Here is a 22141-nt window from a genome sequence, read left to right as displayed (position 1 = left end):
CCGGAGAGACACGATCTTCGGAATACCGGAGACGTGGAACTTAAGTATATCGGGAAATTGTAATAACAGAAGATGATATGCAGCAGACAGTCCTGTCCGACGGTTTATTATGCCGCGATGGGAATGTCTTTTTTGTGCCTTTAACACTCCGTAAGCAAGAAATCCCCCACCTCTATAGGTGGCGGGATGAATTGCGATAAACACGGCGTTTTTGACTTTGGTGTCTTGCTATGTTATAATCTGATTATAAATAGGTCAGTCGTACTTATCATAAGGGTTATAAATACAATGCAATTAGACACAAATAATCATTCGGTATTCATGCTGCACTATCATCTTATCATGTGCGTAAAATACCGGAATAAGGTAATCGATGACGAGATTTCTATACGTCTGAAAGAAATATTTGTGAGGATCGCTCCTACATATAACATAACATTGGAAGAATGGAATCATGATATCGATCATGTTCATATTCTTTTTAGAGGACAGCCAAATACAGAGATCAGTAAATTTATCAATGCCTATAAATCTGCAAGCAGCCGTATCATAAAGAAAGAATTTCCTATGATACGTAAATCCCTTTGGAAAGAGATGTTTTGGTCACAAAGTTTTTGTTTGCTGACTACAGGAGAAGCTGCTGTAGACATTATTAGGCAATACATTCAATCTCAGGGTAAGAAAGATGGCAAACAGGGCAATTAAGTATCGGTTATATCCTACAACGGAACAAAAGATCATGTTTGCAAAAACCTTTGGCTGCTGCCGTAAGGTTTATAATCTCATGCTCACCGATAAGGTGGAAGGCTATAAAGCAACTGGTAAATTTCCAACGGTTACACCAGCAAAGTATAAGAAAGATTATCCATATCTCAAGGAAGTCGATAGCCTTGCTCTCGCCAATAAGCAGCTGGATCTGCAGGCAGCTTTTCACAATGCTTTTAGCAAAACCCGTAAGAAGAAAAATGGTTTTCCAAAGTTCAAATCCAAAAAACATAGCCGAAAATCTTATACGACAAACAACCAGAAAGGTACGGTTGCGATTATAGACAACAGGTATATCAAACTTCCAAAGGTTGGTAAAATCAAAGCTGTGATCCACCGCATTCCTGATAGCAGATGGATCATAAAATCTGCTACGGTTTCCCAGGAATCAGATGGAAAATTCTATACTTCTGTTCTTTTTGAATTTGAGCTGGTCGAAAACGGTTATATAGCCGACAAGACAAATGCGATCGGACTTGATTATGCGTCGGATGGCTTATATGTAGACAATAATGGTATTGTCGGCTCAAGCCACAAATACTATCGTGAAAGTCACAGAAAACTGGCAAAAGAACAGCGTAAGCTATCACGAAAAGCAGGCTCTAAAAAGAATGAGATAAAGTCGAATAATTATCTCAAACAACTCCGTAAGGTGAATAAGGTTCATAGACATATTGCTAATCAGCGGCTGGATCATCTACACAAAACATCTACTAAGATAGCCAATCAGTATGATGTTGTTTGTGTGGAGACATTGAATATGCGATCTATGGCAAATCATGGGTTCGGTAACGGAAAAGCCACTCTCGACAATGGATATGGAATGTTTCTTTCGATGCTTAAATACAAGCTGTCTGATAGAAATAAGTATCTTGTCAAAGTAGATAAGTGGTTTCCTTCCTCGCAGCGATGTCATTGTTGCGGTAAGATACACCCGGATATGAAAAGTTTGCAGACACGTATCATAAAATGCGATTGTGGGCTCACTATGAGCCGTGACCAGAATGCAGCAATCAATATCCTTCATGAGGGATTACGATTACTTGCTGAAACAGCCTAAACAAAATATATAGTAGGGATGGAATAGACCGAACTTATACGCCTGTAGACATTGTGTAAGACATTGAGTTACGTACCATCGTAGCCAACGCAGTAGTGGTTGAAGCAGGAAGCTCCGACTTCTATAAGTCGGAGTAGTTCACGGATCAGGAGGTAAGCCATGCAGAGGAACAGGAAAGAAAAACAGTCCGGAAAGAGAAAAAAGGATCACCTGACCCGCGCGCAACAGCTGCGGCGTCTGAGTCTCTTGTTCCTCCCGGTCGGCATTGGCCTTGGTATCGCGGGAGCATTTGCGGGAATCATGGCGGGCAGGCTGATCTACGTGCTTGCTTTTACAGCACCGGCAGTTTCCTTTCTGGTGATGGGGATCTTCTTCCGCGAGTTTCCGGTCGGCGAGGATATGCCGGACAGAGAAGAAGACAGAGATAAAGAGTAAGGAAAGACGGAATGACGATTACTGGCACAAATGAGGAAGGAAAGGCGGAATGACGATTACTGGCACAAATGAGGAAGGAAAGACAAATGAGGATAACTGCGATAAAGAGGAAGGAAAGACGGAATGAAGACAACTGACACAAAGAGAAGACTGGATCTGACATCGGTTCCGGCAATTATCCTCCTGGCATTTATCAGCTGTTTTTTGTGGGGAAGTGCTTTTCCGTGTATAAAAATCGGCTACCGGATGTTTGACATCGCCGCCTCGGATACCGCGGGGCAGATTTTTTTTGCGGGAGTACGATTTGCTATAGCGGGGCTGATGGTTATCCTGACCGGGAGCCTGCAGCAGAAGAAGCCGCTGCGTCCGAAAAAGGAGATGATCGGGCCTGTGATGTTTCTCTCTCTGATGCAAACCATCGGGCAGTACTTTTTCTTCTACATTGGTCTCGCCCACTCAACGGGGGTGAGTTCGTCTATCATTGAGGGGGCAAATACCTTCTTTACGATCCTGATTGCCGCGCTGATTTTCCGGACGGAGCATCTTACCTGGAATAAGATACTGGGATGCGTGGCTGGGTTTGCAGGGGCTCTGCTGATTCAGCTTCCGTCGGGAGGCGGAGCGAGGCTTGGGTTCACCTTCGTCGGAGAAGGCTTCATCCTGATTTCAACCATCCTGGCCGCGTTTTCTTCTTCCTATATTAAAAGATGTGCCCGGAGAGAAAATCCGGTCACGATGTCCGGCTATCAGTTCCTTTTTGGAGGCGTTGTACTTGCGGCAGGCGGATTTTTTGCGGGAGGCAGACTGAGGGTTCATCCGGCGGGGATTCTGCTGCTTCTGTATATGGCTTTCATATCTGCGGCTGCGTATACGATATGGAGCATGCTCCTTGCCGCCAATCCGGTCAGCCGGATCGCGGTCTTCGGCTTTTTCAACCCGGTCATCGGTGTCCTGCTGTCAGCGGTTCTTCTCGGAGAGTCGAATCAGGCATTCAGCCTCCGCGGGCTGCTGGCCCTTGTGCTGGTCAGCGTTGGAATCGTGGTTGTGAACCATGCGTTTTCCGGCGGAGATCAGGCGTGATGAGATGGTTTGCCAGATGCCGCCGTACAGCTCCCTGCGCTGGCAATGGGATATCAGGCGATTCTTATGCGTAAAAAAATAGAGAGCGGAGTTTATACTTTTTTATGAAGACGATCACAGATTGTACACATCTGTTCCGTATGATGAGACACAGATAGTTGATTAACCACTCACTATCTCCCCCTCATTTAAAGAAGCACTGGCAGGATTTTTCTGATGAAACGGAATTCCGCCGGTGCTTCTTTACGTATCGGACGCAATATGGTATTCTTTAGTTTGAGTTTTTGTGTCCTTCACATAAACCGGGATGCTCTGCAAGGACGTCACATATGGTGTAAGCTGCGGATTGCTTCGTGACCCGCACTCTCGCAATCCTGCAGGTGTGAGATGAAAAGTGTTTTTTATTTACGCGAACAGTGAGCCGCAGCCGAATGCGAAGTATTCGTGTGCGGCGAGTGTCGCGATAGCGAGATAAAACTCGCGCAGCGTGTTTTATCTCGTTGCGGTAAATATCCGGAACATCACGCGGATATTGCTGGTTTAATATAAGGAGAGTGAAGAATGGAAAAGAATCTGAGACAGCTGCTGGCCGGGCTGAAATATGAGGTGATTCAAGGCAGTGAAGACAGAGAAATTATGGGGGTTGCTTATGATTCCCGGAAGGTGGAGGAGAATTTCCTGTTTGTCTGCATCAAGGGCGCAGTATCTGACGGTCATAAGTATGCGTCGGTTGCTGCACAGAAGGGCGCGTGCGCGATTGTGGCGGAGGACGCGGTTGAAGTTCCGTCTTCTGTGACGGTGATCCGGGTCGAGAATTCCCGGTATGCACTGGCCTTGATTTCCGCGGAGTGGTTTGATCATCCGGCGAAGAAGCTGACGACGATCGGTATCACGGGAACGAAGGGGAAGACGACCACCAGTTACATGATTCAGTCGATTCTGAACGCGGCCGGCCACAAGTGCGGCCTGATCGGAACGATTGAGAGCATCACCGGAAAGCGTGTGATTCCTTCGGAGAATACGACACCGGAATCATATCTGATCAATGAGTATTTCTCGGAGATGGTTGAGTCCGGGTTTGACAGTGTGGTGATGGAAGTGTCGTCTCAGGCGCTGATGCTGGACCGTGTGGCGGGAATCTATTTTGACTTCGGTATTTTTACCAATATCGCGCCGGATCATATCGGCCCGAATGAGCACAAAAGCTTTGAGGACTACATGGAGTGCAAGAAAAAGCTTCTCCGGCAGTGCCGGATCGGTATCGTCAACCGTGATGACCGCCATTATGAGCGGATCGTCGAGGGCAATACCTGCGAGAAGCTGGAAACTTACGGATTTGACAGCAATGCCTCGCTCAGAGCCTCCAATGCCATGATGCTCAGCAAGAGAGGAAGACTGGGAATACGCTATGAGGCGAGCGGAATCGTCAATATTCCGGTGGAAATCGATATTCCCGGCAAGTTTTCCGTGTATAATTCTCTGGCGGCTATCGCCGTCTGCCATCATTTTGGCGTGACACCGGACGCAATCATGGACGCTCTGACCCATGCGAAAGTGAAGGGCAGGGTGGAGATGGTACATGTATCTGACAATTTTACCGTCATGATCGATTATGCGCATAATGCGATGGCGCTGGAAAGTCTGCTCTCGACATTGCGTGAATATCATCCGTCGAGACTGATCTGTCTGTTCGGATGCGGCGGAAACCGCGATCCCGAGAGAAGATTTTCCATGGGAGAGGTTTCCGGCAGAATGGCGGATCTGACGATTATTACGTCGGATAATCCGCGAAATGAGGAGCCGCAGGCAATTATCGACAATATTGTGACCGGTATCCGGAAGACAGATGGCCGGTACGTGACGATCATTGACCGCCGGGAGGCAATTGCGTGGGCGATTCATCACGGAGAACCCGGAGATATCATCGTCCTCGCGGGTAAGGGTCATGAGGACTACCAGATCATCAAGGGGAAAAAATATCCCATGGACGAGCGCGTCATCATCCGGGAGATTCTGGACAGAGATGCGGAAACGCTGAAGGCAGGCGGAGAGATCAGGGACAGAGAGTATACTATTCATCAGGGCTGAGACGTTTGATCAAGGGGAGCAGCAGGTGAGTTTAGAGAAGGAAAGATACGCGGATGTGATTGTGGATGTCACACAGGCGAGCATGGATCGTTCCTACCAGTACCGGATTCCTCCGGAGCTTGAGAATAAGGTCCGGGTCGGGTGCGTCGTGAGGATTCCCTTCGGAAACGGAAAGCGGTCGGCGGAGGGATATGTGCTGAATATCGGAACAGAACCGAGGATCGCAAGGGATCGGATCAAGCCGATCCTTGAAGTGCCGGATAACCGGGTTACAATTGAGTCAAAGCTTATTGAGCTGGCGCTCTGGATGAAGACGACGTACGGCTCCAGTCTGAACAATGCCCTGAAGACGGTTCTTCCGGTGCGTGAGAAGGAAAAACACGCGGTCCGGGAAGAAGTATCACTGGTATGGCCGGAGAAGAAGACAAGACTTCTTCTGGAACAGTATACAAGACGCCATTACGCGGCGAAGGTCCGGCTGCTGACGGCGTTGCTGAAGACAAACGAGCTTGAGAAGAGCTATGTGACAGGAACGCTGAAGATCACTCCGGAGAGTCTGAGAAGCCTGGAGCGTGAGGGCGTGATTTCCGTGAGAAGCGCGGATCTTACGAGAACTCCGGATGATCTGCAGGAACCGGAGGAGAAGGAAGAACCCTGCATCCTGACACCGGAGCAGAGCCGGGTGTGCAGCGGTATTCTCAGAGAGTGGGAGGGCGCGAACCGCCCATGTCTGATCCGGGGAGTGACCGGGAGCGGAAAGACCCTTGTCTATATGGATCTGATGGAGAAAGTGCTGAAAGAGGGAAGGCAGGTGATTCTGCTTATTCCGGAGATCGCGCTTTCCTGGCAGAATGTGAAGAGGTTTCGCAGCCGTTTCGGGGATGCCGTTACGATTCTGAATTCGAAGATGTCAAAAGGGGAACGGTATGACCAGTTCGAACGGTTGAAGAAGGGGGAGGCGCAGATCGTGATCGGTCCGAGGTCTGCCCTTTTTACTCCGTTCCCGAAGCTTGGCCTGATCATCATCGATGAAGAGCAGGAGTCTTCTTACCGCAGCGAGAATGCGCCAAGGTATGACGCGAGGGCGACCGCGCTGGAGAGAGCGAGGATCGAGAACGCCCATGTGGTATTCGGGTCCGCGACTCCTTCGGTCGATTCCGTCTTCCGGTGCAGAGAGGGCCGTTACGCCGGTTTTCTTCTGGAAAGCCGTTACGGAAATGCCGATCTGCCGGCGGTCCATGTGGAAGACATGCGAGAGGAACTCAGGCACGGAAACCGTTCCATTCTGAGTGCGGCTCTTCGCGAGGCGGTTAAAGAGCGTCTCGAGAGAAAGGAGCAGACGATTCTGTTCCTGAACCGGAGAGGATATTCCGGTTTTATCTCCTGCAGATCCTGCGGGGAGGTGATCAAATGTCCGCACTGTGATGTCTCCCTGACATTTCACACAAACGGCAAGCTGGTGTGCCATTATTGCGGCTATGAAATCGACCAGGTGAGCCGCTGTCCTTCGTGCGGATCCCCGTATATCGGGGGCTTTCGGGCGGGAACAGAGAAGGTCGAGGCGGAGCTTCACCGTTTTTTCCCCGAGGCGCGGATCATTCGTATGGATGCGGATACCACCAGAAAAAAGGACGGCTATGCCAGAATTCTGCGTTCCTTTGCCTCCGGCGAGGCGGATATTCTGGTCGGAACCCAGATGATCGTGAAAGGACATGATTTTCCAAGGGTTACTCTGGTGGGCGTTCTCGCAGCCGATCTCTCGCTGTTTGTCAGTGACTACAGAGCAGCGGAGCGGACGTATCAGCTTCTGGTACAGGCGGTGGGCCGCGCCGGGAGGGGCGATCTTCCGGGAGAGGCTTATATCCAGACCTACCATCCGGATCACTACAGCATCCGGGCAGCGGCGAAGCAGGACTACGATGCATTCTATGACGAAGAAATGCTTGCGAGGGAGATGATGCATTATCCGCCGGCATGCAATCTTCTGGCGATTCACGGATCCTGTGCGGACGAGCAGAGACTCGTTGTCGCGATGGGGCACCTTAAGAGGTACCTGATTCGCAATCAGGGCAGGGATACGGTGATTACCGGACCGGCTCCCGAGAATATCCGGAAGATACAGGATATTTACCGGCAGGTACTTTATGTAAAGGAACCAGATGAGGAGCGGATTATCCGGCTCAGAAGACTGGCGGAGAAGTTCATTGAAATCAATTCCGGGTTTAACCGGATGATGTTTCAGTATGATCTGAATGCGTAGGCGCAGGGCATCGACCGCGTTTTCCGGCAATCATGCGTTGACTGCACGCCGGTGAGAGGCAGGAGCCGAGCTGGCTTTTGTGTATGAGCTGTCTGCCGGCGGGAAGTGGGAGCAGTGCAGGTTTTTATCCATGGGCTGGCTGCCGGCTGAAAGCAGGAGCGGGGCAGGCTTTTATGTATGAGCTGTCTGCCGGCGGGAAGCGGGAGCACAGCAGATTTATATATATGAAGGAGAAATAGATTATGGGTATCAGAAAGATCAGAGAAGAGGGAGATCCGATTCTCACAAAGAAATGCAGACCGGTTGAGAAGATGAATCTCAGGACAAAGATTCTGATTCAGGATATGTTTGAAACGATGTATCATGCGTACGGCGTCGGCCTTGCCGGCCCGCAGGTCGGGGTTCTGCGACGGCTGTGTGTTATCGATGTGGACGGTGAGCATCCCTACGTGTTCATCAACCCTGAGATCATCGAGCAGTCCGGTGAGCAGACCGGTGAGGAGGGATGCCTGAGCATTCCCGGAATGTGCGCGCTTGTCACGAGACCCGAACATGTAAAGGTAAGGGCGCTCGATATCAATATGGAGCCGTTTGAGCTGGAGGCTGACGGCCTCCTTGCCCGCGCCTGCTGTCACGAGTTTGATCATCTTGACGGCATCATGTATCCGTCACGCGCACTCGAGCCGATTCACCCGGTGGATCAGGGAGAGGACGAAGAGGATGAAGAGGAAGCGCCAGAGGATGAGCTTTAATCCGGCTGCCGGCGGATTGAGAAATTGCAATCTGCGCTGTGTATGACGCAGACAGAAAGTGATGAGGTGATTTATGAGAGTTGTATTTATGGGCACGCCGGATTTTGCGGTCGGTACACTGAATGCGATCGCGGATGCGGGCTATGAAATAGCGGGTGTTGTCACCCAGACGGACAAGCCGGTGGGAAGAAAACAGGAACTGAAGCCTACCGCCGTCAAGGCAGCAGCTCTGAAGCTCGGATTGGAGGTATTCCAGCCGCGAAAGCTGCGAAACAATCCGGAGTTTCTGGAGACGCTGAAGCAGCTTGCGCCGGATGTCATCGTGGTGGCAGCATACGGAAAGATTATTCCAAAGGAGATCCTGGAACTGCCGAAATACGGATGTCTGAATGTACACGCGTCTCTGCTTCCTAAATACCGTGGAGCGGCGCCGATTCAGTGGGCGGTCATCGACGGCGAGGAAAAGTCCGGTGTAACGATTATGCAGATGAACGAGGGACTGGATACCGGTGACATGCTGGCGTCGGTCGAGGTGGCGATCTCGAAAGAGGAGACCGGCGGCTCGCTGTTTGACAAACTCGCGAAGGCAGGCGCGGAGCTTCTGGTGGAAACGCTTGCGAAGCTGGAGAAGGGTGACCTTCATCCGGTGAAACAGCCGGCGGAAAGCCCGACCGCATACGCACGTATGATCAGCAAGGCGGACGGAAGGATTGACTGGTCGCTTCCCGCCAGGAAGCTTGAATGTTTCATCAGAGGAATGAATCCCTGGCCAGCCGCGTACACCTACATGCAGGGGAAAGGGCTGAAAATCTGGAAGAGCCGGGTTGAAACAGGAGAATCCGGAGAAAAGCCCGGCACGGTACTTGCCGCTGATGAGAGCGGCCTGCTTCTTCAGACCGGTGAAAATGCGCTGCGGATCACGGAACTTCAGCTGGAAGGAAAGAAGCGCATGAAGGCTTCGGATTTTCTGCGCGGACACAGTGTGAAGAGGGGGACCGTTCTCGGGGAATAGCAGGGTGTTATACCGGGTATAATACAGAGACATATTTTCCCGGGGAATAACCGGGTTTCATACAGATACAGACGGTTCCCGGAAAATTGCCGGGATTCCTATTAACGAGAGGATTCCCGGAAGACAATCGGGATTCCTATTTACGAGACGATTCCCGGAAGACAGCCGGGATTCATTCGCATCAAGAGAGGAGGCTCTCCAATGTACTACGGCGGTTACGGATTGTATTTTGACTGGACCTATATTCTTGTCATTCTTGCGTTTGTACTCTCGCTGATTGTTCAGACGACCATGCAAAGCACTTTCCGGAAATACAGCAGGGTTCGAAGCTCATATGGCATGACCGGTGCGGAAGTGGCGCAGAGAATTCTTGAAAGCGAGGGTATTTACGGAGTTCAGGTGCGTCGCGTCAGAGGAAGTCTGACGGATCATTATGATCCGAGGTCGAAAACGGTGAATCTGTCGGAATCGATTTATGGAAGTACATCGGTAGCGGCGCTTGGAGTCGCCGCACATGAATGCGGTCATGCGATTCAGGATGCGAAAGACTATGCGCCGTTGCGTATTCGTTCGGCACTAGTTCCGGCTGCTGATTTCGGCTCGCGTTTTTCGTGGATCCTGTTCTTCATCGGCCTTGTATTCCAGTCCGGTATTCTGACGGAGATTGGCATCCTTTTGTTCTGCCTCGCACTGCTGTTCCAGCTTGTGACGCTTCCGGTAGAATTCAACGCGTCTCACCGGGCTATGCAGAAGCTGAAAACGATGGGAATGGAAGAGGGACGGGAACTCTCCGATACGAGAAAGGTTCTCATCGCGGCTGCGATGACCTATGTTGCCGCAGTATGCGCGTCCCTTTTATATCTGCTGAGGATGATCATTTTGTCAGGAGGAAGCCGTAGACGTGACTGAGAGAATCAATATCAGAGAACTGGCGCTTGAGACTCTGCTCGCCATCCGGGAGGATGGCCGGCAGAGCCATTTCGTCATCCGGGACGTTCTGCAGCGCTACGGGTGGCTGTCGGATCAGGAGCGGGCCTTTTATCTTCGTCTGACGGAGGGAACGCTGGAATATCAGATCCGTCTTGATTATATTCTGAATCTCTTTTCCAAAACAAAGACAGACCGTATGAAGCCGGTGATCCGGGAGATCCTGCGGATGGGCGTGTATCAGCTGCAGTTCATGGATTCGGTGCCGGATTCCGCTGCGGTAAACGAGAGCGTACGTCTTGCGGGAAGAAAGGGATTTTCCGGTCTGAAGGGATTCGTGAACGGGGTGCTGCGGAATATTTCGAGGCATCCGGAGAGGATCGTTTATCCCTCGATGGAAGAGCCGGTCCGGTGTCTGTCGGTCCGGTATTCGATGCCGGAGCTTCTCGTGTCAGACTGGATCAATGCATTCGGCATTGATAAAACAGAGGACATCTGCCGCGGATTCCTTGAGCAGAACGAGGTAACCATCCGTGTCCGGAAACGGAAGGAAGACGGATTATATGCCGGGGCAGACGATGTCGTGAGAGAACTGAAGGCAGAGGGGGTGGAGCTGGAGAAGGCTCCTTATGTGCCGGATGCCTGGTATCTCAAGAATGCAGGAAATCCCGCGGAGCTTTCGTCATTTGAAGATGGCGGGTTTCTCATGCAGGATGTGAGCTCACAGCTTGCGGTCCGCTGCGCGGGGATCCGTCCGGGGGATCTGGTTTTCGATCTTTGTGCAGCTCCGGGAGGGAAAAGCCTGCTTGCGGCTGATCTGATGGAGGGCACGGGGAAGGTGATCTCCGGTGATCTCACGGAAGCGAAGGCAGCTCTCATACGGGAGAATGTGGATCGCTGTCGGGTGAAAAATATTGAAATTGAGGTGCAGGATGCCTCCGTTCCACTTCCGGAGCGCTTCGGGACAGCCGATGTGGTCATCGCGGATGTGCCCTGCTCCGGCTACGGTGTCATCGGCAAGAAACCGGATATCAAATACCGTGCTTCTCATAAGAAGGAAATGGAGCTCGCTGCTCTTCAGAGAAAAATTCTGACAAACGCTGTGTCGTATGTGCGTCCGGGGGGAATTCTGCTGTTCAGCACCTGTACCATCGCCAGGACCGAGAACGAGGACAATGTAAGATGGCTTCTGGACAGCTTTCCGCTGGAGAGCGTCGGACTTACGGATATTCTGCCGGACGAGCTGCTCGCAGACGAGAGCTTGAGAAAAACGGCAGAAAGGGGCTTTGTGCAGCTGCTTCCGGGCATTCATCACTGCGACGGATTCTTCTTCGCGAGGTTCCGCAAACTGGAGGGAAGCCGGAAGCAGGAGAAGAAGCAGAACGCTGCGGATGCCGCAGGCGAAGCAGGTACCGGGAAAACATTTGCAGCCGGCGGAGAAGAAATCGGCTGGGAGAGTTGTTCGGCCGGCGGAGAGACAAGGGTCGGGAGGATTTAAATGATCAGCAGTGAGGAAAAATTGCAGGGCGTGACAGATATTAAATCAATGCTTCCGGGGGAACTGGAGGAGTGCATGCAGAGCCTCGGGGAGAAAAAGTTCCGGGCGGCGCAGCTTTTTTCCTGGATGCATCAGAAGCGGGTGGAGAGCTATGACGAGATGACCAGCCTTTCTCTGAAGCTCCGTGAGAAACTGGGACAGGAGTATCCGCTGACGAGACTGAGAGCGGTCCGGGAGCAGGTATCAGCAATTGACGGAACGAGAAAGTATCTGTTTGCATTAAATGACGGGAATGTGATAGAAAGCGTCTGGATGAAATATCATCACGGAAATTCTGTCTGCATTTCTTCCCAGGTCGGATGCAGGATGGGCTGCCGTTTCTGCGCATCCACCCTGGACGGTCTGGTGCGTTCGCTTACAGCGTCGGAAATGCTCGAGCAGGTCTATCAGATCCAGAGGATTACCGGAGAGAGGGTTTCTAATGTCGTCATTATGGGAAGTGGAGAGCCCATGGAGAATTATGACAGCGTGGTCCGCTTTGTACGTCTAGCAAGCGCAGAGGAGGGGCTGAATATCAGCCAGCGGAATATCACGGTGTCGACCTGCGGAATCGTTCCGAGAATACGTCAGCTGGCGAAGGAGGATCTTCAGATCACCCTCGCGATTTCCCTTCATGCTCCGAACGATGAGAAGAGAAGGAAGCTGATGCCGGTCGCGAACAAGTACAGCATAAGGGAGCTGATGGACGCCTGTCGTTTTTATTTTGCGGAAACAGGACGCAGGCTGACATTTGAGTACGCGCTTGCGAAAGGTCAGAACGATTCGGAGGAGGATGCCGCAGAGCTGGCAGGCCTGCTTACAGGACTCAATTGTCATGTGAATCTCATCCCGGTCAACCCGGTAAAAGAGCGCCATTTCGCCCGTTCCGGCCGTCAGGCGGTTTTGAATTTTCAAAATAAACTTGAAAATTACGGGATTAATGTTACTATAAGAAGGGAAATGGGCGCTGATATCGACGGCGCCTGTGGACAATTGCGCAAGAGTTATATTGACAGTAACCAGGAGAATTAGGCATGAGGGTATTTTCTGCAACCGATATCGGCCAGAAAAGACATATGAATCAGGATTTTATCTTTACTTCAGAGGAGTCGGTGGGAAATCTGCCGAATCTTTTTGTGGTTGCGGATGGAATGGGCGGACATAATGCCGGCGACTTTGCATCACGATATGGGGTGTCGGTGCTGGTCGAGACCGTTCGCAAGGACAAGAATTTCAATCCTGTAAAGGTCATGAGGAATGCGATTGAAGCGGCAAACCGTGAGGTTTTTTCCCAGTCAAGGAATGATCCGTCTATGGCTGGCATGGGAACGACAATGGTGGTATGCACCGTCGTCGGCGGATACGCGTACATCGCAAATGTCGGAGACTCCAGGCTTTATCTGGCGGGAAGCGATTCCATGACACAGATCACACAGGACCATTCGCTGATTGCTGAAATGGTCCGCCTTGGAGAACTGACACCGGAGGAGGGCAGAAATCATCCGGACAAGAATATAATTACAAGAGCGGTCGGAACCAATGAGGATGTCAAGATCGACTTCTTCGATGTAAAGCTGGAGACGGGGGACCAGATCCTGATGTGTTCGGACGGCTTATCCAATATGGTCGAGGATCAGAGAATCTTCGAAATTTTGAAGGGTGAAGATACAGAAGAAGATAAGGCGCAGGTTCTGGTTGATGAGGCTAACGCAAATGGCGGACGGGACAATATCGCTGTCATTGTGGTAGAGGCATGAACAGAGCAAACGAGGTGAGAGTGTTATGTTAAAAGAGGGAGTTATACTGGGCGAGCGCTACGAGATCATATCCAGAATCGGATATGGCGGTATGGCGGATGTTTATAAGGCTCAGGACAGAAAACTGAATCGTCTCGTCGCGGTCAAAGTCATGAAGGCGGAGTTCCGTGAGGACAGCAGTTTTGTAGCGAAATTCCAGAAGGAGGCTCAGGCGGCAGCCAAGCTTTCTCATCCGAATGTTGTAAATGTCTATGATGTCGGTGAGGACAGGGGCCTTCAGTATATCGTCATGGAGCTGATTGAGGGGATCACGCTCAAGAATTACATTGCAAAGAAGGGAAAGCTGAGCGTAAAGGAAGCAACCAGTATCGCGATTCAGGTTTCTCTGGGTCTGGAGGCTGCCCATAATGTGGGAATCGTCCACAGGGATGTCAAGCCTCAGAATATTATGATTTCAACCGACGGGAAGGTGAAGCTTTCCGATTTCGGTATTGCCAAGGCAATTAATTCAAATACCATCACGGCGAATGTGATGGGATCCGTGCACTACAGCTCTCCGGAGCAGGTCCGCGGAGGCTACTCCGACGCCAAGAGCGATATCTATTCGCTTGGCATTACGATGTATGAGATGGTCACCGGAAGGGTTCCGTTTGACGGGGATACAACGGTTGCGATTGCGATCAAGCACCTGCAGGAGGAGATTGTTCCGCCGTCAATATACACGCCGGATCTTCCGTATTCCCTGGAGCAGATCATTCTGAAGTGTACACAGAAGAATCCGGAGCGCCGATATCAGAATGTCGGGGAGCTGATCGATGACCTGAAGCGTTCGCTGATCGACCCTCAGGGCAATTTTGTTCAGATTGCGCCTCTGGCTTCTCATGCGGCAACCGTGAAGATGACCGACCATGAAATGAATGAGATACGGCGCGGAATGAACAATGGAACGCTTCGCGGCGATAACGACGATGATGACGACGACAGATATGAGCGTCGCAAGAAATACCTGGATCATTATAACGATGATGACGATGATGACGATGAGGAGGATGGCGGAAGCACGAAGCTGGAGAAGGCAATCACGATCGGCGGATTTATCGTCGGCGCGATCATTATCGTGATTCTGATTCTTGTCATCGGCAATATGGCAGGGGTATTCCATTTCGGAGGATCTTCCTCCAAGAACAGCAGTTCCTCGGCAGCAACTTCAACGAGCTCTTCAGCGGAGAGTTCCTCTTCGTCCTCGGATGCTCAGGTAGAGGTTCCGAAGCTTCTCGGCATGACGCTGGAGGAGGCACAGCAGGCGACAAACAAGCTTGGAATCGGTGTGAGTGAGACCGATGAGCAGACCTCGGAGGATTATTCCGAGGGCCAGATCATGGCGCAGTCGATCGAGGCGGGTACGAAGGTTGATCCCGGAACAACGATTAATGTCACGGTCAGCACAGGAAAAGCGGATGTCAAGGTGCCCGGCGGTATTACCGGAGCTACACAGCAGCAGGCGACGGATCTGCTGACGGGAGTGGGCCTTCAGGTAGAGGTTTCTCTCGACTACAGCGATTCCGTTGACGTGGGCTATGTCATCTCATGTGATCCCGCAGAGGGAACCAGCGTCGCTGCAGGAAGTACTGTGACACTGACCGTCAGCAAGGGTGAGGACGACTCGAACAAGGTTCAGGTTCCTTCTATTGTCGGATGGTCGAAGGAGGATGCGGAATCCACACTGGATTCGATGGGGCTTTCCTACAAGGAAAAGGAATCGGAGGATAAGACACAGGCTGACGGCGTTGTACTTTCGGTGAGCCCGGATGTCGGGACATCTGTGGACGCCGGATCAAGTGTGACACTGACGATCAATAAGCTGAGCAGCACCAGCAGCACGTCCGCGAAGAAATATGTGTGCTACAGTCCGCTGTCCCAGCCGTCCGGATACAATGGCGGAACCGTTAAGCTCGAACTGGTGCAGGGAGACCAGACCACAACAATTTACGAGGGCTCGGATCCATGGAATGGAGGAACGTACAGTACTCCGATCGAGAGCACATCCGGTGAGACCGGTGTGATCAATGTATATGAGGACGGTACGCTGATCGCGAAGTATCCGAATGTAACGTTTCAGGAGGAGAGCTGACAGACAGAAAAAAGATACAGGCTGATGCGCTGACCGGGAGAGATCTCGGACTGCGTACAGCCTTTTTCTGTTCCCGGCAATCAGAAAAACAGCAGGATGTGAGGTATGACAGGGAGAATCATTAAAGGAATCGCCGGATTCTATTATGTAGAAACCGAAAAAGGCGAATACGAATGCAAGGCGAAGGGAATATTTCGAAAAGAGAAGATGAAGCCCCTGGTCGGGGATCGGGTGGAGATCGAGGTGCTTGATGAGACGAAGCGGACGGCGAATGTGGTGAGGATTCTTCCGCGTAAGAATTCGCTCATTCGTCCCGCGGTGGCGGGTGTGGACCAGGCCCTGGTTTTTTTTGCCCTGAAAAGTCCGGATCCGGAATCCGGGCTGCTGGACCGTTTCCTGATTTCGATGGAGAGGCAGCATATTCCGGTGCTGATCTGCTTCAACAAAAAAGACATTGCGGACAGCACGGAGGCGGCACACTGGCGGGATATCTATGTGTCCTGCGGGTATGAGACTTTTCTGATCAGTGCGGAAAGACAGGAGGGGACGGAGGAGGTGATCCGCCGTCTGAAGGGGAAGACGACCGTTGTGGCGGGCCCCTCAGGTGCCGGAAAATCAACGCTCACCAATCTTATGCAGAGTGCAGTCCATATGGAGACCGGGGAACTTAGCCGAAAGCTTGGAAGAGGAAAAAATACCACCCGGCATTCGCAGCTCATCGCTCTGGGAGAGAACACCTATTTCTGTGACACACCCGGCTTTACCTCGCTGGATCTTCCGGAGATGGAACCGGAGGAGCTCCAGAAATATTTCCCGGAATTTGAACAATATGAGCCGTACTGCCGTTTCCAGGGATGTTCTCACATACGCGAGCCGGACTGCGGCGTCCGGGAAGCTGTGGAGAATGGAAAAATTTATCAGGAGAGATATGACAATTACTGCAGGTTTTATGAAGAACTGCGTGAGATGAAGAAAAGGAGATACTGACATGACTAGAATTTACCGACTTAGCCCCTCTATTTTATCTGCGGATTTTTCTAAACTCGGCGAGCAGGTACGCATCCTGGAAGACGCCGGAGCACCATGGCTTCACATTGACGTGATGGACGGTCAGTTTGTGCCGCCGGTTTCCTTCGGCGATGTCGTGATCCGTTCGGTCCGGCCTGTTTCGAAAATGTTCTTTGATGTTCACCTGATGGTGACCGAGCCGGACCGCTTCGTGGACGACTATGCGAAGGCAGGCGCGGATATGTTCACTGTTCACGCAGAGGCATGTGCGCACCTGGACCGGACGCTTCAGCATATCCATGAGAGCGGGATGAAGGCCGGGGTTGCTCTGAACCCGGCGACACCGCTGCAGGTGCTTGATTATGTGCTGGATAAGGTGGATATGGTTCTGATCATGACCGTGAATCCGGGATACGGCGGACAGAAATATATTCCGTCGATGACCGCAAAGATCCGCGATCTGCGGCGGAAGCTGGACGAAGCCGGATATTCGGATCTTCCTATTGAGGTTGACGGCGGTATCAATGCTTCCACGATTGATACCGTTTTGGACGCAGGCGCTTCTGTGATTGTGGCCGGCTCGGCTGTCTTCCGCGGCGATATCGCGAAAAACGCTACGGATCTGATGAAACGGATTCAGGAGAGGGAAATGTCCGGCAGGTGAATTGTGGGCTGAAACGCGCACCGAATGCAGGAGGCTTGCGGGTATAAATTTTTGAGGTAAGAAATCCAAACAGAATACCGCATATTAAGAAGCCGGAATAGTGCTGCAGGCATTAGAATCCGGATATAAGAAGCCGGAACAGGGCTGCAGGCATTAGAACCCGGATATAAGAAGCCGGAATAAGCCCGCAGTTATAAGGCGGGAATGGATGAGAGCGGAACAATACGCGGGGATAAGAAAGAGCGAGAGGAAAGAAGAAAAACGTGCGGAAAGTAGTTGTTTTTTCCGGGGGAAGCATCGATAAAAGGGCTGCCCTGGATTATCTGGATAAGGAAAAACCGGAGATCTGCATCGCGGCGGACCGTGGCGTGCGGTTCTGCTATCAGAACCAGATCACGCCGGATTATATCGTGGGAGACTTTGACAGCCTTTCTGCGGGAGGAACGGCACTGTCATCGAAGGAGAGAGCGGATGCTGCCCCGGAGCTTGCCGCATTCCGTAGGGCAGGTGTCCCGATCGATGAATACCGTCCGGAAAAGGATATGACAGATACCGACATTGCTCTCGAGAAGGCTGTATCCGTCGGCGCGGATGCCGTCTGCTTTTTCGGGGCTACGGGTACAAGGCTGGATCATGTCTTCAGCAGTGTGTTTGACCTGTATAAGCTCTATGCACAAGGGATTGAGGGCAGTATTATCGACGGAACGAACCGGATCTCCATGCCTGTGGGGCGAAGAATCGTGATCCGAAGATCAGAGCAGTACGGAAAGTATGTCTCGGTCTATCCGTTTCGCGGAGAGGCTCACGGGGTCAGCCTCACAGGATTCCGATATCCGCTGAAGGACGCGGACATCATCCAGGGCGACGGAGGACTTACGACAAGCAATGAGATTGTCGCAGATGAGGGTATCATCGAGTGCAGGGAAGGAATTCTGATCGTCATGGAGACAAGGGACTGATGAGGGATCATACATTCGGACAACACTCAAATGACGGATCCGGCCACAGACGACCTCGTCCGCATCTGCGGTTTGGCGGCGTACTTTTCTGCGTCTTTGCTGCCATGTTCCTGCTCCCCGTACTTCCTGCCGCCGGAGCGGAAAATTCCGGGGCAGTGAATGCCGCAGAAAAAAGTTCTGGCGCGGAAAATTCCGGGGCGGTGAATACCGCAGGAAAGAGTTCCGGTGCGGAAAACACCGAGACAGTGCGTACGGTTAAAACGGATGGCGCGGCTGCGGGGGCGGCAGATGAGAACCGAAGAATTGTCTTTGTAGGCGATTCCAGAACGGTCGGCATGTACATCACGCTTTCCGGGTCCGGCTACAGCGAGGACATTAACGCATCTCTGGGAAATGAGGTTTATATCGGACGTGTAGCCATGGGCTTTGACTGGTTTGCCGGAACAGGCATGGCAGAGGCAGAGCCCTGGATGGAACAGGGGAATACAGATCTTGTTATTCTCATGGGCTGCAATGATATGGGTTCCCCTGTGAGCAGCGCGAACCGTTATGCGGAATATGTAAATGCGAATGCAGACAGCTGGAGCAGGGACGGCAACCGCGTGTTCTTTGATTCCGTGAATCCGGTCGGCCACCGGAACGGAGGAGCGGAGACGTCCTCATCGGTTTATTCCAATGATGGCACCTGCGCGCCGTTCAATGATACGCTGAGGAACGCGCTGAGTGACAAGGTTACCTGGATCGATTCCTACAGCAGCCTCCTGTCGGGAGGCTACACCACAGTGGATGGAATTCATTATGATGGCGGCACGTATCAGGCCATTCATGATTACATCCGGAATGCGGTGTCGGAGGCGGAAAAGAGAGAATATACGGCTGTCTTCGACGCGGCGGGCGGCACCTGCACTGTAAAAGAGAAAAAGATCCGGGAGGGTGAATCCCTGACGGATCTGCCGGTACCTGAAAAAAAGGGATATGTTTTTGACAGCTGGTGTCTGAACGGAAGCAGAGTAACGGATCAGACAGAGATGCCGTCTGAGAATATCACCCTTACGGCATCGTGGAAGGCATCGGATCACACACCGTATCAGGTGATTTTTCACTGCGGGAGCGAAGCGGATGATGTGGAGACGAGATATGGGACGACCGGGGAAAAAATAACGGTGAATCCGCCGGCAAAAGATGGATACAAGACTCCCGATGCGCAGACCGGCGTCATTTCCGCAGACGGTGCCGCAAAATTTGAGTTCACTTATACTCCGCTATCGTACAAGCTGACGATTCACGCCGGAAAGGGAGTCAGTCTCAACGGGAAATCGGTTCCGGGAAGTCAAAGATCCGGCGGGAGGGAACGAAGCTTTTCGACCCGCTGCACGTTTGGGGATGAGGTCAGTCTTCTCGTGTCGGAGGAGAGGGGATACAAGGATCTGAAAATTACCGGAGATCTGCCGGATATGCTGTCGGGCAAAGAGGCGGGCGTCACTGACTTCCGGATGCCTGATCATGATGTGGAAATCACCATGAGTGCCGAACCCGTCGTCTATCATATCCGGTACACTCCGGGGGTATACAGCATTGCGGGGCTTCCGGAGACGTACACCGTTGAGGATCTTCCGCTCCGTCTGAAAAAACCGGCCACGCCTTTTTTGGCGTCTTTCGGATTCTGGACCGATGAAAATGGACGTGAGGTTCGGACGATTACTGAGGCGGAGAGAGGAGATCTCACACTCACAGGGGAAGTCTTTGATTATCGGGCTGCTGTTGCAGCAGATGTTGCAGGAATTCTTCTGATGGTCATCCTGGGCGTCCTGATTCAGATGAAAAAACGCAAAAGAAAATGAAGAGGAGGCTGCTGCATGAAAGGTGCGGCGGCTTTTTTTACGCGAACAGTGAGCCGCAGCCGAATGCGAAGTATATTTCAGATGATTGCCAGTTACAAATAATTTAGCGAGAAAGCCCACGGTTTCAACCGTGGGATGATAGCGTCAAAGCGCAAATTGTTTTGATTGAATATGTGTACAAAATACTGTATTATATACACATGAAGAATGAATATAAACACACCAGAACAACCGTATCCTTGATTCACTATCACTTGGTGTTCTGTCCAAGATACCGTCGAAAGATCTTTAATATTCCAGGCATAGAAGAACGTTTCAAGGCATTAACTTCTGCGGAATGTCAAAAACATCATATCGATATTCTTGCAATGGAATGTCACATTGACCACGTTCATATGTTTGTTAGCGTATATCCCCAGCAGAGCATTCCTGATGTGGTAAAACAGATCAAAGGAGCGACTTCCCATCAACTGAGGGAGGAATTTCCCCAGTTAGCAAAAATGCCGTCCTTATGGACACGTTCTTATTTTGTAAGCACAGCCGGAAATGTAAGTTCTGAAACTATAGAATGGTACATCCACACGCAAAAGACGAGGGATTAGATGCACACCGTAAGATTACTGTTAGCCACAACCAGATACGACGAAACGGTCATAGAAAAGCGTTTTCATGCCATTAGCCATATCCATAACGTAATCGTCAAGCATGCCCAAAAACGTCTGAAAAGACTGTCATATGATGCCGAATATCAATCTCTAAAAGCAGAATATAAGAAGCTCCTGAAAAAGGATACTCTCTCAATAGAGGAAAAGACAAGGCGAAAACTGATCTCCAGGCAAATGGCAGAAATCATTCGGACTCACGGTTTGTCTGAGTATGCTTTTCAGTCATATATCAAAGTCTGCGGAAAACAGTTTCGGAAATGTCTTTCCTCACAGCAGATACAAAAAGAAGCCACCCGTGTCTGGAAGGGCGTCGAAGCAGTCCTCTATGGAAACGGGAAAGAACTTCATTTCAAAAAATACAGAGATTTTCATACGATCTGTGGAAAGACGAATACCAATGGCGCAAAATTTCAAAAAGAGTCTTGTTCCATTCAATGGCTTGGGCTGAATATCAAATGTAAACTTCCAAAAGATCAAGATTATCTTCTGGAAGCCTTGGATTCGGAAATCTCCTATTGCGAAATGGCACGAAAGATGTTTCCAAATGGCTGGCACTATTATGTTGTTGTGTATCTGAAAGGCGATGCCCCGCATAAAATAAAAGCCGTGGGAAGAGATGATGTTGCCGGTATTGATATCGGAACTTCTACCGTAGCCTGTGTATCTTCCCGGTCGGTCACATTACAAGAACTTGCTCCCAAATGCAGGGAATACAATCAGAAGATTGATCGTTTATTAAGACGCATGGATCGTTCCAAACGGATCTTAAATCCGAATAAATATCGGGCAGACGGCACGATCGAGCCGGCCAATCATGAAAAATGGAAATTTTCCAAAGCCTACCGAAAGAATCAGAATCGGTTGAAATCTTTGTATCGACAAAAAGCAGCTTATGTCAAACAGTCACATGAAGAAACGATCAACAGACTTTTGCACGAATCTGTCTGTTTTATTGTCGAGGATATGTCTTTCACAGGTCTGCAAAGAAAGAAAAAAACGACAGAACGCAGGGATCAGGTATCTGAAATCAAGCAAAAGGATGGTTCTGCAAAGCGGATTCATAAATATAAGCGCAGGAAACGTTTTGGCAAGTCGATAACTGACAGAGCACCGGCAAGTTTTGTCACGATTCTGGAACAAAAGGCAAAACTTTACGGCGGTAATGTATCGAAAGTAAGTACGAAAGAATATAAAGCCAGC

19 protein-coding genes are annotated in these 22141 nt (G+C 50.9%); all 19 read left to right on the top strand.

From position 1 onward, the window contains the following. The first annotated feature begins 288 nt into the window (after positions 1 to 288). Entirely contained in the window at positions 289 to 705 is a 417-nt protein-coding gene (tnpA, locus tag ACTNDI_RS10610) for an IS200/IS605 family transposase (protein WP_441100962.1), read from the top strand. After that, the gene (locus ACTNDI_RS10605) at positions 686 to 1825 is read left to right on the top strand and encodes an RNA-guided endonuclease InsQ/TnpB family protein (RefSeq protein ID WP_441100961.1); all 1140 of its coding nucleotides are present in this window, start codon (positions 686 to 688) and stop codon (positions 1823 to 1825) included. The genes tnpA (ACTNDI_RS10610) and ACTNDI_RS10605 overlap by 20 nt, the downstream gene beginning before the upstream one ends. Positions 1826 to 1984: 159 nt before the next feature. After that, the gene (locus tag ACTNDI_RS10600) at positions 1985 to 2260 is read left to right on the top strand and encodes a hypothetical protein (protein ID WP_441100960.1); all 276 of its coding nucleotides are present in this window, start codon (positions 1985 to 1987) and stop codon (positions 2258 to 2260) included. 123 nt (positions 2261 to 2383) lie between these two features. After that, entirely contained in the window at positions 2384 to 3340 is a 957-nt protein-coding gene (locus tag ACTNDI_RS10595) for a DMT family transporter (RefSeq protein ID WP_441100959.1), read from the top strand. Between the two features lie 561 nt (positions 3341 to 3901). Continuing rightward, positions 3902 to 5428: a UDP-N-acetylmuramoyl-L-alanyl-D-glutamate--2,6-diaminopimelate ligase gene (locus ACTNDI_RS10590; RefSeq protein ID WP_441100958.1), complete on the top strand. Its 1527-nt coding sequence runs from the start codon at positions 3902 to 3904 to the stop codon at positions 5426 to 5428. 25 nt (positions 5429 to 5453) lie between these two features. Then, positions 5454 to 7688: a replication restart helicase PriA gene (gene priA, locus ACTNDI_RS10585; RefSeq protein ID WP_441100957.1), complete on the top strand. Its 2235-nt coding sequence runs from the start codon at positions 5454 to 5456 to the stop codon at positions 7686 to 7688. A 242-nt stretch (positions 7689 to 7930) separates the two neighbouring features. Continuing rightward, entirely contained in the window at positions 7931 to 8440 is a 510-nt protein-coding gene (gene def, locus ACTNDI_RS10580; RefSeq protein WP_441100956.1) for a peptide deformylase, read from the top strand. Positions 8441 to 8513: 73 nt separating this feature from the next. Further along, positions 8514 to 9452 carry a methionyl-tRNA formyltransferase gene (fmt, locus tag ACTNDI_RS10575; RefSeq protein ID WP_441100955.1) on the top strand — a complete coding sequence of 313 codons (939 nt, stop codon included), beginning with the start codon at positions 8514 to 8516 and terminating at the stop codon, positions 9450 to 9452. 201 nt (positions 9453 to 9653) lie between these two features. Further along, positions 9654 to 10361: a zinc metallopeptidase gene (locus tag ACTNDI_RS10570; RefSeq protein ID WP_441100954.1), complete on the top strand. Its 708-nt coding sequence runs from the start codon at positions 9654 to 9656 to the stop codon at positions 10359 to 10361. Further along, a complete protein-coding gene (rsmB, locus tag ACTNDI_RS10565) occupies positions 10354 to 11877 on the top strand; it encodes a 16S rRNA (cytosine(967)-C(5))-methyltransferase RsmB (RefSeq protein ID WP_441100953.1) in 1524 nt (507 codons plus the stop codon). The genes ACTNDI_RS10570 and rsmB overlap by 8 nt, the downstream gene beginning before the upstream one ends. After that, entirely contained in the window at positions 11878 to 12948 is a 1071-nt protein-coding gene (gene rlmN / locus ACTNDI_RS10560) for a 23S rRNA (adenine(2503)-C(2))-methyltransferase RlmN (RefSeq protein ID WP_441100952.1), read from the top strand. Between the two features lie 2 nt (positions 12949 to 12950). Next, positions 12951 to 13673 (top strand): Stp1/IreP family PP2C-type Ser/Thr phosphatase, encoded by a 723-nt coding sequence (locus ACTNDI_RS10555; RefSeq protein WP_441100951.1) that lies wholly within the window; start codon positions 12951 to 12953, stop codon positions 13671 to 13673. A gap of 25 nt (positions 13674 to 13698) precedes the next feature. Next, a complete protein-coding gene (gene pknB / locus ACTNDI_RS10550) occupies positions 13699 to 15804 on the top strand; it encodes a Stk1 family PASTA domain-containing Ser/Thr kinase (protein ID WP_441100950.1) in 2106 nt (701 codons plus the stop codon). 105 nt (positions 15805 to 15909) lie between these two features. Next, positions 15910 to 16791 (top strand): ribosome small subunit-dependent GTPase A, encoded by an 882-nt coding sequence (gene rsgA, locus ACTNDI_RS10545; RefSeq protein ID WP_441100949.1) that lies wholly within the window; start codon positions 15910 to 15912, stop codon positions 16789 to 16791. A gap of 1 nt (position 16792) precedes the next feature. After that, positions 16793 to 17476, top strand: coding sequence for a ribulose-phosphate 3-epimerase (gene rpe, locus ACTNDI_RS10540; protein WP_441100948.1), 684 nt, complete (start codon positions 16793 to 16795; stop codon positions 17474 to 17476). 263 nt (positions 17477 to 17739) lie between these two features. Further along, positions 17740 to 18435 carry a thiamine diphosphokinase gene (locus ACTNDI_RS10535; protein WP_441100947.1) on the top strand — a complete coding sequence of 232 codons (696 nt, stop codon included), beginning with the start codon at positions 17740 to 17742 and terminating at the stop codon, positions 18433 to 18435. Further along, complete coding sequence (locus ACTNDI_RS10530; protein WP_441100946.1) at positions 18435 to 20276, top strand: InlB B-repeat-containing protein; 1842 nt, start codon at positions 18435 to 18437, stop codon at positions 20274 to 20276. The genes ACTNDI_RS10535 and ACTNDI_RS10530 overlap by 1 nt, the downstream gene beginning before the upstream one ends. A gap of 200 nt (positions 20277 to 20476) precedes the next feature. After that, a complete protein-coding gene (gene tnpA / locus ACTNDI_RS10525; protein WP_441100991.1) occupies positions 20477 to 20878 on the top strand; it encodes an IS200/IS605 family transposase in 402 nt (133 codons plus the stop codon). Then, the coding region (locus tag ACTNDI_RS10520; RefSeq protein ID WP_441100945.1) for a hypothetical protein at positions 20879 to 22141 on the top strand (1263 nt) is incomplete at its 3' end.

Origin of the sequence: Bilifractor sp. HCP3S3_D3 (assembly GCF_052063915.1) — a bacterium.
Classification (GTDB): domain Bacteria; phylum Bacillota; class Clostridia; order Lachnospirales; family Lachnospiraceae; genus Bilifractor.
This window is presented reverse-complemented; position numbering and strand designations above follow the sequence as displayed.

Coding starts and splice junctions, on each gene's coding strand:
- tnpA (WP_441100962.1), top strand. CDS start 289: ATGCAATTAGACACAAATAATCATTCGGTATTCATGCTGCACTATCAT.
- ACTNDI_RS10605 (WP_441100961.1), top strand. CDS start 686: ATGGCAAACAGGGCAATTAAGTATCGGTTATATCCTACAACGGAACAA.
- ACTNDI_RS10600 (WP_441100960.1), top strand. CDS start 1,985: ATGCAGAGGAACAGGAAAGAAAAACAGTCCGGAAAGAGAAAAAAGGAT.
- ACTNDI_RS10595 (WP_441100959.1), top strand. CDS start 2,384: ATGAAGACAACTGACACAAAGAGAAGACTGGATCTGACATCGGTTCCG.
- ACTNDI_RS10590 (WP_441100958.1), top strand. CDS start 3,902: ATGGAAAAGAATCTGAGACAGCTGCTGGCCGGGCTGAAATATGAGGTG.
- def (WP_441100956.1), top strand. CDS start 7,931: ATGGGTATCAGAAAGATCAGAGAAGAGGGAGATCCGATTCTCACAAAG.
- fmt (WP_441100955.1), top strand. CDS start 8,514: ATGAGAGTTGTATTTATGGGCACGCCGGATTTTGCGGTCGGTACACTG.
- ACTNDI_RS10570 (WP_441100954.1), top strand. CDS start 9,654: ATGTACTACGGCGGTTACGGATTGTATTTTGACTGGACCTATATTCTT.
- rlmN (WP_441100952.1), top strand. CDS start 11,878: ATGATCAGCAGTGAGGAAAAATTGCAGGGCGTGACAGATATTAAATCA.
- ACTNDI_RS10555 (WP_441100951.1), top strand. CDS start 12,951: ATGAGGGTATTTTCTGCAACCGATATCGGCCAGAAAAGACATATGAAT.
- pknB (WP_441100950.1), top strand. CDS start 13,699: ATGTTAAAAGAGGGAGTTATACTGGGCGAGCGCTACGAGATCATATCC.
- rsgA (WP_441100949.1), top strand. CDS start 15,910: ATGACAGGGAGAATCATTAAAGGAATCGCCGGATTCTATTATGTAGAA.
- rpe (WP_441100948.1), top strand. CDS start 16,793: ATGACTAGAATTTACCGACTTAGCCCCTCTATTTTATCTGCGGATTTT.
- ACTNDI_RS10530 (WP_441100946.1), top strand. CDS start 18,435: ATGAGGGATCATACATTCGGACAACACTCAAATGACGGATCCGGCCAC.
- tnpA (WP_441100991.1), top strand. CDS start 20,477: ATGAAGAATGAATATAAACACACCAGAACAACCGTATCCTTGATTCAC.